The 11,529-nt window shown below is 38.7% G+C and carries 11 protein-coding genes and 1 pseudogene; 3 read left to right on the top strand and 9 right to left on the bottom strand.

The window, feature by feature from the left end; all coding sequences use genetic code 11:
- Positions 1-110: 110 nt before the first annotated feature.
- Together R4Z10_RS06745 and R4Z10_RS06740 are read right to left on the bottom strand one after the other, a co-directional pair.
- Complete coding sequence (locus tag R4Z10_RS06745) at positions 111-527, bottom strand: transcriptional regulator (RefSeq protein ID WP_338472436.1); 417 nt, start codon at positions 525-527, stop codon at positions 111-113.
- A complete protein-coding gene (locus R4Z10_RS06740; RefSeq protein ID WP_338472435.1) occupies positions 524-751 on the bottom strand; it encodes a DNA-binding protein in 228 nt (75 codons plus the stop codon). Before R4Z10_RS06740 ends, R4Z10_RS06745 begins: the two co-directional genes overlap by 4 nt.
- Positions 752-1,275: 524 nt before the next feature.
- Here R4Z10_RS06740 and R4Z10_RS06735 point away from each other — a divergent pair.
- Positions 1,276-1,611, top strand: a complete 336-nt coding sequence (locus tag R4Z10_RS06735) for a L,D-transpeptidase (protein WP_338472434.1) — start codon at positions 1,276-1,278, stop codon at positions 1,609-1,611.
- Positions 1,612-1,760: 149 nt separating this feature from the next.
- Here the strand turns inward: R4Z10_RS06735 and R4Z10_RS06730 are convergent, their stop codons facing one another.
- From R4Z10_RS06730 to R4Z10_RS06715, 4 genes are all read right to left on the bottom strand, one after another.
- Positions 1,761-3,344, bottom strand: a complete 1,584-nt coding sequence (locus R4Z10_RS06730; RefSeq protein WP_338472433.1) for a SagB family peptide dehydrogenase — start codon at positions 3,342-3,344, stop codon at positions 1,761-1,763.
- Positions 3,345-3,368: 24 nt separating this feature from the next.
- A complete protein-coding gene (locus R4Z10_RS06725; RefSeq protein ID WP_338472432.1) occupies positions 3,369-5,309 on the bottom strand; it encodes a TOMM precursor leader peptide-binding protein in 1,941 nt (646 codons plus the stop codon).
- Positions 5,309-7,261, bottom strand: coding sequence for a putative thiazole-containing bacteriocin maturation protein (locus R4Z10_RS06720; RefSeq protein ID WP_338472431.1), 1,953 nt, complete (start codon positions 7,259-7,261; stop codon positions 5,309-5,311). The genes R4Z10_RS06725 and R4Z10_RS06720 overlap by 1 nt, the downstream gene beginning before the upstream one ends.
- A 150-nt stretch (positions 7,262-7,411) precedes the next feature.
- Positions 7,412-7,636, bottom strand: coding sequence for a hypothetical protein (locus R4Z10_RS06715; RefSeq protein WP_338473176.1), 225 nt, complete (start codon positions 7,634-7,636; stop codon positions 7,412-7,414).
- Positions 7,637-8,179: 543 nt separating this feature from the next.
- Between R4Z10_RS06715 and R4Z10_RS06710 the strand changes: the two genes are divergently transcribed.
- Positions 8,180-9,097, top strand: a complete 918-nt coding sequence (locus tag R4Z10_RS06710; RefSeq protein WP_338472430.1) for a LysR family transcriptional regulator — start codon at positions 8,180-8,182, stop codon at positions 9,095-9,097.
- A gap of 211 nt (positions 9,098-9,308) precedes the next feature.
- On the opposite strand, the pseudogene R4Z10_RS06705 reads toward R4Z10_RS06710, so the two are convergent.
- A pseudogene (locus R4Z10_RS06705) lies at positions 9,309-9,731 on the bottom strand (glycosyl hydrolase family 18 protein); the annotation flags it as partial.
- A gap of 481 nt (positions 9,732-10,212) precedes the next feature.
- On the opposite strand from R4Z10_RS06705, the gene R4Z10_RS06700 reads away from it, so the two are divergent.
- Positions 10,213-10,338, top strand: coding sequence for a hypothetical protein (locus R4Z10_RS06700; RefSeq protein ID WP_338472429.1), 126 nt, complete (start codon positions 10,213-10,215; stop codon positions 10,336-10,338).
- Positions 10,339-10,447: 109 nt separating this feature from the next.
- Here R4Z10_RS06700 and R4Z10_RS06695 read toward each other — a convergent pair whose 3' ends face one another.
- Complete coding sequence (locus tag R4Z10_RS06695; RefSeq protein WP_338472428.1) at positions 10,448-10,822, bottom strand: nuclear transport factor 2 family protein; 375 nt, start codon at positions 10,820-10,822, stop codon at positions 10,448-10,450.
- Between the two features lie 82 nt (positions 10,823-10,904).
- Positions 10,905-11,240, bottom strand: a complete 336-nt coding sequence (locus R4Z10_RS06690) for a hypothetical protein (RefSeq protein ID WP_338472427.1) — start codon at positions 11,238-11,240, stop codon at positions 10,905-10,907.
- Positions 11,241-11,529 lie beyond the last annotated feature (289 nt).

The following is an 11,529-nucleotide window of genomic DNA, read 5'->3' as shown; positions in this document are numbered from 1 at the left end:
ACTTCCAGTTTCAGATTTAGTCACTTTCGACAAGTCACAGGGAATTGTTGATTATGATAAAACAAAATAGTGCCAGACAATTGCCTTTTAGATGGCGTCTGGCACTTGCATTATTCAATAGTCCTCACCATGCATCTCACATCACGATCATTGCAATACCATTCTATGCAATAGCCTTTCGGGTCAATCGTAGATAAAGCCGTTAATTCTTCAAATGCCTTTGAAATGTTTTGTGGATCGTTGGCATAATTAAGGACAGTTATGCATTGGTATGTCCCCTTAGCAATCATAAAAGTATCAAGGGGAAAATTTTTAATTTGGTCCTCTTCCAATTGTTCAGCAGCTGCTTTATACACAATCACACCATCTTTCCCTTCAGGACGCGATATACCAAAATATCTTCTGTGTTGTGAAAAAGGAATGATTGAATGTAATGTTTGATGGGCCGTTAAAATCCCTTCTGGAAATGATTTTGCTCTTTCATAATAAACCTTAATATGATCTTTAATGATGATTGTTTCCATCATTCTCCTGCCTTCTTATGATTTTTGGCAAAGGATAGTCCTTTTTCCTTTAATGCTTCATTGAGGATTCTCACCGCTTTCGGTCCAACCCCATGGAGTTTTATAATTTCAGATTCCGTTACTTGCGTAAATTGCTCCAATCGATAAAACCCAGCTTGATGAAGAGCACGATTCGCTGGCTTGCTTATTTTAGGTAATTCGCTTACTGGTGTTTGTTGATTCATCATAACCACGTGTTCGCTCCTTTCATTAGTAGTATAGACTAACCGTCCCAATTTGAAATAGCAAGAACCTTGATTGATATTGATATAGCCAAATCAGGATATATCCATACTGAAGTATTAATTGCACATCGTCTGAATTAGATAATATTATCGAAGCTTATGAAGTGTTCGAAAGCTGCTTTTTTCTCTGATATTATTGACTGTTCCTAATAAATCAGAGACTAGGGGGACAAGATAGCCTTTCAAATGAGAAATAACAAAAAAGCCGGAGAAAATAGTATTCCTCAGCTTACTTACATTCTTTGGTACATTGATGTCTGACACATACATTTATGAGTCCAATATGAACCATCTCAATTTTCTCCTATTGTTCCAAAGGCTTGATAGCAATCTTAATGAACTTCCATCCTTAAAACATTTTCCCTTTTTTGATACGTTACAATTTGTGTAAGAAAATTACGTTGAGGTGATTCTGGTACCTAATGGATTTTACTTCATAAACTATTCAAAAAGCGGAGTTGATTTATATGGTGAGATGGATTGACGTATCTACATCAAAACATCAATTAAAACTTTTTGATGGAAACAGACTTTTGAGAACGTATCCCATCGCTGTTGGAAAAATATTATCACCAACCCCTTCTGGGACATATACCATTATTAATAAACAGCTTCACCCTGGAGGTCCTTTTGGAGTCCTTTGGATGGGCTTATCCAAACCTCATTATGGGATACACGGTACAAATAATCCTGCATCAATCGGAAGAAATGTTTCCCATGGATGTATTCGAATGCATAATAAAGATGTTCTAGAATTATCATCAAGAGTTTCGATTGGTACTAGAGTGGTTATTCATAAGTGACTCTAGTTAATCTTACCTCCTTTATGCAATGCAGGGTTAACAACGGCATAAAGGAGGTATTTTCCTATATTTATGATTTCGATCAAATTTACTACTTTTGATACCTTATATTAAAACCGTATATAAAATAACCACTACATCCCTCTTACCTAACTGAGCAAACTCCCCCTTAACCAAGCGCGCGGACGGTAGGGTCCGACCGGAACTTGAATCAAACTGGTTTTACCTTTCGAATTGATTCTATAAAGCTCATCGCATTGGTTCGCATCAAATCCCAATAGTGGATGCCCTCCCATCCCTAATGCACACGCCACTAAGAGCATACGTTGCACGAGGATACCCGCTTCCATCTGTTGAATGCGATATCCTCTATACCCTAATTTTTCTATAAGATGATCCCGATCTCCAACTACATGCATACAGAGTGGAACTTGATACAAATTTACATTGGGCATGGTTAATCCAGATTGTAAATACTCCCGATGGTCTCCTTTGGTTAGTCTCCGAATGGCATGGGTCCTATTGTCATAAGAATAAGCACCATTTGGAACTCCCTCTATATTATAAAAACTTCCATATAAAGAAAGCCGATTCCCGATCTGCCCCTCTGTATCGTCAAGGTCATTTTGATACGGGAAAGAATAGATCTCTTTCAACAAAGTACTTAATTGTGTTTGGCTTACTTTTCCTAACATAAAATCAATATCAGGTGAATACCGCTTTTGGCAAACATCTGCGAGATCATATGAAGAACGCTCCGTAAATGGCAACAAGACCATTTCCGTATTTAAAAGAGGCTTCTGTTCAGCCTTTTTCATTATTTTTACAAATGACTTTGTTGTTTCAATCATCGATGCTTCATTTAATTTTCTTAGCATCGGGTAATCAAGTACTTTCTTTGAACGATTATAAGAAACATGATTCAACTCTGGAATTTCTCGACACAACTGGGAGGCAGATACCGTTTCTTCTTTTCTTTGAAGATAATCATCTTGAGTAATGGATGGTTTCATACTGATTGGGATCACGGCATAAACACTTTCCTTCTGCTGTGATAACCCAAGTAAATGATTAATCGACCGATCAAGAAATTGATAACATACCTTTGTAGAGTACCCCAGCGTGTTGGCCACTTCTAATGTTTGCCCAATAAGCACACCTGCATCTAACCCTTGAAGCCTGTAGGAAAAGTTATTGTACTTGTAAAAATTTTTCCAAAAAACAGTCGTGACAAACACGGTACAAAAACAGTCGGAAACAGAACGATCATTTGCCAGACTTCTAGATAAATAGGAATCGAAATTACCTTCACGTAACAAAACAAGACGATGATGTGCCACATCATAATGGTAAATCCCGTTCGGAACATCATCGAGCTTAACATATACATATAATTCATTAGGATATAGTGCCCCTCCAGAGGGAACAAATCTCCGTAACGACCCAGTAAATCTCACGTTTTTTTCAACTGATTCATCCATTATGGCAGTTTGAGAGTATTGAGAGAGCCCGTATATATACCATAAAAAATGACCTAGTTCTTCTAAGCTAGGGTTTAGATGAGCTTCTTGCCTTTTGAGCGTTAATGGTACTTCTATGGAAAGGGGGACCGCTCGCAAGTCGCTGTATCGTTTATAAGGAAGTGGTGCATCTTCCCAATCAACCTGCCAATTTGGTGGATAGATGTTATCCGTGTCAAAATGAAGTTGATAGAGAAACGAATCAAAATCCATATCACTTTCCTCCTATTCTTCAGGTTATGGGAACGGATGGGGATATGGATTTAGCTCTTCATATGTTAACGGTTCCTTCGCAAACCCTAACTGCATCGGAACCGTAAGCACCCTTTCCAACCCTTTCACACGAGTAAGATGATGCCCAAATGTCATCGGTAACATGCCCGGAATTAAAACCTTTACACAGAATAATCCATTCCGTTTGGTTATCGGTGAAGACTGGTCAACCACAATGACATCAAGGTTTAAACGGCGGAACCTCTGAAGAATATCTTGAAGATCATCTTTAAAGTCAGTATGAGATGGAGGTTGTTTGAACTCCTGTGCAAACGTACGCAATGGACCATGTTCCTTTAAGATAAAATCCAGTCGTTCCTCTGCTTCTCGTAAACCGTATAACATGCCATGGTCCTCCATATTACGGACTGCAAACGGATTGCGTAGCATCTTTTCATATTCATGCCGGTTGGACTCTAATTTTTCATCATCCCTAAACATCATTCCCGCTAACTCGAAAATCGTACTTTTAACAGCCTTGATCGGATCTGGGTTTGCCCCCGCTGCACAAATAAGGTTGACACCCTTGGATCTTCTGTTTTTTGCCACGGCCCAAACACTTGGAATTCCATGTTCCATTGTCGAATTGTAAAAATAAAGGTCATAGCCGGCCACATCACGAATTCGGTCCACCATCAATTGCAATTCTTTATCGTTAGCAGAAGTAAGATCAAGCCGTGGAAGTGGAAGTTTAGCATACCAGGTTAACAAAAACGAATCTCGTTCAACGACCTCCATAATCGCATGGAAAATGGCTTCCTCTAAACTTCCTCCTAATGCACATCCATTTGAGGTTTCGTAGACAAAGCCCTCCCCACAACTTACACTATAATAGGCAAGCAACTCTGGAACTAAAATCGGACGTTCTTGTAAAAACGAGTATCCCCAGACCCAGTCCATTGGGGCTTCAGGATGAAACTTATTAAACGGAAAATCAGGTTTTTCATATTGATCATTTTCATGAACCCCTACACTTTTAGGATTTAAGGCGATATGTTGTAATTGATTATAACTGTCATGAACAACGGTCCTTTTTCCACGAGGCTTGATCCCGCAATATCGCTCCAAGCCTTCCAAAATCGCAGTCAACTCACTTACTTCATAAGAATTCGTCCGTCCTGCTACCCCTTCATCTCCTCCAAAGAGTGGCATGTTCACCAAAACATCCGCAAACGGCAGTCGCAAATCCTGCATTTTCCCATTCATGAGCCCCGTACGAGAATCGAGGAACCCTTTGGCTAGCTCTGTTTTTAATTCTTCTATTGAAAGACTGCGATAATCCCCATTTAATTTAAGACTAGATTGTAAGTTAATTTGAGCTAATTCTGCTGTATCATTAGGGATTGAGCTGCACATCGGGCATGTTGGGTCAGGTAGGAAAGAGTGACTGGAGGTCGATAGCGTTCTTAAATTGATCATGAACATTTTTTCTTCTAATTTGCTAGATTGACCTTGAAGCACCCTCATGACTTCATTCGTGATCAATGTTGCCATTTGAAAGAGTCCCGAATGGGTAACCCAGGCATCCCGCAGTCCAATATTCTCTTCCGTCATATTTTCCTGAAACCTCCAAATTTCTTGACGATCAGGGCCCGCCATGATTCGCCGCATGTCCGCACAACAGGAACATCCCGTGGCATTTGGTCGTACGAATGGCCCAATGATTCCCTCTCCAAATGAAACGAACCCTCGAAGCCATGGTACACTTAAGGCCCTGATTCTTGTTTCTGCTTTTGGATAATAGGATGGATGCCAGGCATCGTGAAGCACGAGGACGAATTCAATTTCTTCGGGCACCTCATCTAATATACTTTGACGCTTTAGAAAATAGTTTTGTGATGATAATTGATAATCGACCAAATCAGCTAATAAACCCTTTCCATCCAGTAGAATTTGCACTGCCACTAACATCCCTCCTCTCGAACCTGTACTCCAAACACCCCTGCAAGTTCCTCGTTTAAAAAAGGTTCGAACGCAAGATCATAGACGAATAATCGTTTGCCATTTTGGTGTAAGAGCTCAATAGTGGATTGTAATAGCTCCAATCTTGGCATGGAATTACATGAGGGTATATCGAGTTTGATTTGGTTAGTTTCACGAAAGTTCACCGGCTCCCTTTCTTCATCCACTACCATGGGATTTATTTGGTCATTTTGCATCACTAAAAGTGCTTGTTGTAACGCATTTCTTAGTGCCATCGTGATATTTAATCCGGCACGAGTAAACCTTTGACCATTTGATCTTACCTCGATGACAGGGAAACCCAATAGATTCTCCTTTAAATTAATCATCGGTGGACCGTTTAGGGTAGTTAGGGCATCTAGATAGACTCTGCATCGCTGATCTTCGATAGATTCTAGCTGCACATTAAAGTTGCCGGTTTGCCCAGCATCCTTTCGGTTACTTAATTTTTCATCTAAATAAACTTGTATCCCCCTACATATCGCCTCTTCAATGGTTTCTCCTGCACCGATGCCTATTATCCCCTCCGTAAATATAGGGTCTGTAGGCCCCTCCTGATTTCGGATCAAAGATTCAATCCATTCTGACACATACATTTCAATGCCCCTTAGACCGGCATTTCTTTTTGCTTCCTCATGGGTTAAACCAGTACAAATAACTTCCGGAAGCAGTTCTGCTGGTCCCTCGGATACGGGGTTAACAGCTTGAACTAAACACTGTGTAAGGGGAAGTTGTGACAAATTTCGTTCTTCCCATGTATGGAAAATTCCGATCTCTTCAGAGGTTAGTCCACTAAAGTATTCCAAAAGTTTATGAGGTGGGTTGTTTCTTTTTCCATCCTGTTTCATCCTTACATCCACATCTTCAACCAGTCTAGGGGCAATACTTGCAGATGTAACCAATGGATGTGGAATGAATGATAACCATTTCCCTTCCAATGTTTCAACATCAAGAAGGTAAATTTGATTCGTTGATCTTGCAATTCCTGTCATCCTTTTGAAAAGTTCAAATACAGTGACATTTGCGAGAAGGGCTCCAGTTGTAGAAGACACCGTGTTCGATTTATGTTCAGTTACTATGGCAGATTGATGGAGCCTACGCCATGCAGACTCCCAACATCCATCCTCATCAGGATGAACAACTGGACCTGATAACCCTACTTGATCTAAACAAATCGCCGGTATAAATATCTTTCTTTCCTCTTTGCAAACGAAATTGAGCTCCCTTAGTTCGTTTACATTCCCATCCTGCGAGACATAAAGTATGCAATCATAGGCCCCTATAGCTTGTTTCCACAATGTTTTATGATCTTCTTTTTCAATCGGCACCTCCCTTACTGCCACCTCAGCGTCCGTTTTACGGGCATTCTGTATGAACTCATAAATCCGTTGCCGATTAGTCGGTAGGGATTCCGTCACCATGAAATGGAATGTTGGAAGTCCCGATTCAATTAGTGCATGAATCATTGAAACGAGAATTGGACCTGATCCAACGACTAGAGCTTTAGCCTTTCGATATTCTTGAAAATGATAAGCTCCAGAATGGAGAAAGTTTTCAATAAATTCAATTTGAGCTGCGTACTTTTCAAGGGTCGCTTCATTTAATTCATGAGGTTTGTCTTGAGTTACATCTCGTACAAAGCCATTCTGTAACAACGTTTCTCCAATCTCATATACTCTTTTCCGATAGGGGGCGGTTAACCCCATTGTTAATTCTTCCATTGTTTGCTCTCCGTTGAACATGGGCATCAGTTTTTCAATCCACTGATAAATGGTGCCTCCTTTCATGCGGAATGAGTTTTCGTTATTTCTAACATACACCCCACCTTCTGGATCCGGTAAATAAAATGTATCCCTTTTTACTTTCAGACGCATGGACGAGTCAAGTTTTATCATTTCGCCCCTCCTATATTTTTCATCGTCAATTAATCACTATCATTCTATGTCGTTTTATTTGTCCCTTATGTTTAACAAAAAAGAATGCCCCCGCATTCAGTCATGCAGGGACACTTTTTATTATAAAATGACTTATTTTTTAAAGAACGATTAACCCCAACAACGGTGACAGTTATGACATCTAAAACAGTTATGGCATCTAAAGCAGTTGGAGCAGCTGAAGCAATTAAAGAAGCAACTGGAGCATCTAAAACAGTTAAACCCGCCACAACGAAAAAAGCCGCCTCCGCCAAACCCGACACCAACACCACCAAACACGCGCGGATCGTCCTGATAAGATACCTGTGTTAACTCACCCACTTGGTAAGGATCCATTTCTAAATTTTGTAACTCATATTGAAAATTTTGCATTTTTATCCTCCTCTTGATTCACATTTTATTTTTTTCGGACATGAGAGAATGAAAAAATGATGATATCAGGTTTCGAACTGAAATAATCAAATATTCGATATACTCTCAACAACAAAGTATGATTCCTTATAGGTTGTTGTTCCTGATGTCAGAGCCTATAATTAGTTAAAAATCATTTAATATTGTCCATTCCAATTACACTCTTGGACGGGAGTCCTCACTCACTACACCGCCCACTATGGACTCTATCCTTGAAAAAAAAGTAATAGGTTTCTTTCTCGACCATAAAAAACGCCTGTTTATATGAATAATATTTATTAATAGATTTCAAGAATTGCCAGTCTCTTTTTTCACAACTAATTAACAATAACCCGTTCACTCTTCGAACGCTGTATTATTTAATCATTTCAAAATCCACTACCATTTAAAACATGTCGAAGACTTTTTCACTATTTTCGTAGTAAAATAGAGGGAACACAGAAACATCTCGGGAAAGGAAGAGAATAGATGACGTTACAACAATTAAGGTATGTGATTGAGGTGGCGAGGTGTCATTCGATTAGTCAGGCAGCTCAGAATTTGTTTATTAGTCAGCCGAGTCTATCCAATGCACTAAAAGAGTTAGAGAAAGAAATGGGAATTACAATTTTTTCACGTACGAATAAAGGGATCATCATTACTCCGGAAGGATCGGAGTTTTTAGGATATGCAAGACAAGTTGTCGAGCAGGCCGAACTGCTTGAAAATCGCTATACAGGTACCCAAGAACCTCAACACCACTTCTCTGTATCAGCTCAACATTATGCTTTTGCAGTCAGTGCTTTTGTTCGTTTACTCAAAGATTACCATCGCGAAGAATATGAATTTGCTTTACGGGAAACAAAAACGTATGAAATCATTGACGATGTACAAAACTTGCGGAGTGAAATTGGAATTTTATACATTAATGAGTTCAATCAAAAGGTCATTAATAAGTTTTTACGGGAAGGAAATTTGCAGTTTCACAAATTGTTTGTTGCAACCCCATATGTATTTATTAGCTCGACAAACCCGCTTGCGAAAAAGGATTTTGTCACGTTAACTGATTTACTGCCTTATCCTTATCTTTCGTTTGAACAAGGTGAATATAACTCTTTTTATTTTTCAGAAGAAATATTAAGTACGATCTCAAGGCCGAAAAATATCCGTGTCACCGACCGGGCCACATTATTTAATCTTTTAATTGGCCTTAATGGCTATACAATTTCAACTGGAGTTATCAGTAAAGAACTGAATGGGGAAAACATTGTGGCTGTTCCACTACAAATCGATGAGGAAATCACGGTTGGCTATATTACACACAAAAATATCACAAACAGTCCATTAGCAAAAGTGTATATCCAATATTTAAAAGAATCGATTGCCGAAGAACAAGCTCAATTATAGTTTAGAGCTATAGCAAACGATCGATTTTAAGTGTTTCATTATATACATTACAATGATTCTGCACTTTAATGCAGGGAATTTTAACCTATTAAGTGAAGCTTCCATCAGTGGAGTTTTCTCCCCCACTGATGGTTAGTTGATGTCAGCAGTATACTGGTCATGTAAACGTTGCCGTAGACGTATTTAGTCTGTTTTTGGAATTGTATCCCTTCTAAATATTTCGAATGGTGAAGAACTTGGTTAGAAGCCATGGGCCTTGTGTGAAGCCGAGGGTAAGTTGCCAGAATCCGAGACCTCTTAAACCATACTCACGAACGAGTTGCATTTTCTCCCCGATGCTTCGTACATCTTCAAACCAAACGACATGGGATTGACCTCGTTCATCCCGATATTGGAAATAAGGTGCTTAGAATTCGGTTGAATAATGAATGGGAGTTTGAAATCTCATTGCTCCTTCCACTGCACTTTGATTGGAGTGGGCTGTCGCAATTGTTCCAGGTTGGTGAGGTATGGTCCAATTATATCCATAAAGCGGCATTCCTAAAATAACCTTCCCACGAGGGAGCTTCTGAAGCGCATATTCAATGACCCTTCGCACATCTGTGTTTGGAGCTGGCGTTCCTGGTTCCCCTCCAATCAACCGTCGCAAGACTCGGTACAAAAGCATTCGCTGAATGAAGTTAAAAAAATCAATAAATTTACATCCCACCCACCCATTACCTAAACATTAAGCTTTTATTCAATCATTATATGAGGCTATTTTTAACATATGTACTACGATTTCCTGTTTCACCTCTCTTTAAAAACAATAAGCTTACCACTTTTAAATTTATTCTGAAAGTGAGGTCAAATAGTTTAATTCATTTAGAAAAATAGGATCGAAGTCAGTGAGAAGGATTCTAATAGACCTCTTTGAGTGTTGCGTGCTCGAATTAGTTGTTGAAAGACCTTTTATGAACCTTTTTCTTATTTCTATTGGCTCTTTCAAAGAGCATGCGTAAAGTAGTCGTTTGAAACATTTGAAATTTATACACTTCTATAGAGGAATTAAACGATTATTTCAATACATATTCATATTTGATGTGGATATTTTAAAAGAGAAGGGGGTGTTATCATTGGCTAAAAATAAAGCATACCAACCAGAAGGTTATAAGCAATATGCAGGATTGGAAAATGAAAAGGATGTAGATGTAAAAGGAAATCCTACTACTCCACACAGTAGAAATAAAGGGAAAAAATAAGAACTTAAATCAGCGATAGAAGGAAAAAACAAATGGCATTAGTAAGAGGAACATTCTCACTAATGCCTTATTAATAACTTGACGATCCCTATTTAACAAATCTTCTATTTCAGAACACGCCATTTTCATTGGGAGAATCATCTGGTATTTGCTGACCGACATCCCATAATTCGTCGATCATGTCGTTATGAAAGCGGAAAATATGGACAACGGCTCCGCCATGATCATCCTGACTTTGCTTTACATGGGAGTGAACCGCAACAACGTCCCCCTCCCCAATCACTCTTTTTACTTCAAAAACTTTGTGAGGATTCATGACGGCGCTTTCCTCCATTGCAAGCATTAGAGACTGAGCATCTCCGCGGAAATAGGGATTATGATGACGGAAATCAGGAGCAATGTACTTATCGAATGCTTCACGTACTTCACCTGTTGCAACTAATTGTAAAAACGATACAGCTTTCTTTTTTTGTAAATCTATCATTAAAAATCTTCCCTTCTTTAATCGATCGCTGTTGTATATTCGATAACCTTTTTGAACGGCTCTACATATTTCAATAAAGATATTAGCCAAAAAACACTTTTACATTTCCTTCCTTTATAGCTGTTGCTAAACAGTTATTCACGAAAGTCTGGATTTGTTTTAAATCCCACGGAATTAAAGCGCTGTTATTTGAATAGTTGGTAATATAACGATTGTATAAATGACTAAATTTATTCATAGCCATTTCACATTGTTCTAATGAAAAAGTAGAGCTGTCCCCTGTACCACTGACTCCGGTATAATAGTCATTGGCATCAAATAAATCATAAAGGATGGTGGCATTATAATTCCCCATGTTAAAACGTGCATAAGCAATTTCTTTTCCTGACATATTATAACCTAAAATATCGTGACCCATTATTATCCTCCTTCAAGTTTAAATAATGATTTATAGAACTTTTAGACACAAAAATCAAAAACTTTATTGAGTTTGTCGCTCCACTAATATTATTAAGATTGGAAATCATGAAAAAATAAGGGAGTAATGAAGTTTAACGTGAAGAGTCAAAACAGAACGTATTGGAAAAGAGAAAGAAAATGGATTTTCAACGAAGGATTGAAGAAGAGTTGTTTAAACATATTGGTTTTATTAGATTGCAGCCTCCCTCGAGGTGAGTAGGATGAACTGGAGAATAAACTAACATTTT

The organism is Niallia sp. XMNu-256 (assembly GCF_036670015.1).
Lineage (GTDB): Bacteria > Bacillota > Bacilli > Bacillales > Cytobacillaceae > Bacillus_BD.
The sequence above is the reverse complement of the archived record's forward strand: the minus strand, read 5'-3'. Positions and strand labels throughout refer to the sequence as shown.

What these genes read in the sequence shown, in the direction of transcription:
- R4Z10_RS06745 (WP_338472436.1), bottom strand. Translation starts at nt 527, where the DNA reads ATGATGGAAACAATCATCATTAAAGATCATATTAAGGTTTATTATGAA.
- R4Z10_RS06740 (WP_338472435.1), bottom strand. Translation starts at nt 751, where the DNA reads ATGATGAATCAACAAACACCAGTAAGCGAATTACCTAAAATAAGCAAG.
- R4Z10_RS06735 (WP_338472434.1), top strand. Translation starts at nt 1,276, where the DNA reads ATGGTGAGATGGATTGACGTATCTACATCAAAACATCAATTAAAACTT.
- R4Z10_RS06730 (WP_338472433.1), bottom strand. Translation starts at nt 3,344, where the DNA reads ATGGATTTTGATTCGTTTCTCTATCAACTTCATTTTGACACGGATAAC.
- R4Z10_RS06720 (WP_338472431.1), bottom strand. Translation starts at nt 7,261, where the DNA reads ATGATAAAACTTGACTCGTCCATGCGTCTGAAAGTAAAAAGGGATACA.
- R4Z10_RS06715 (WP_338473176.1), bottom strand. Translation starts at nt 7,636, where the DNA reads ATGGATCCTTACCAAGTGGGTGAGTTAACACAGGTATCTTATCAGGAC.
- R4Z10_RS06710 (WP_338472430.1), top strand. Translation starts at nt 8,180, where the DNA reads ATGACGTTACAACAATTAAGGTATGTGATTGAGGTGGCGAGGTGTCAT.
- R4Z10_RS06695 (WP_338472428.1), bottom strand. Translation starts at nt 10,822, where the DNA reads ATGATAGATTTACAAAAAAAGAAAGCTGTATCGTTTTTACAATTAGTT.
- R4Z10_RS06690 (WP_338472427.1), bottom strand. Translation starts at nt 11,240, where the DNA reads ATGGGTCACGATATTTTAGGTTATAATATGTCAGGAAAAGAAATTGCT.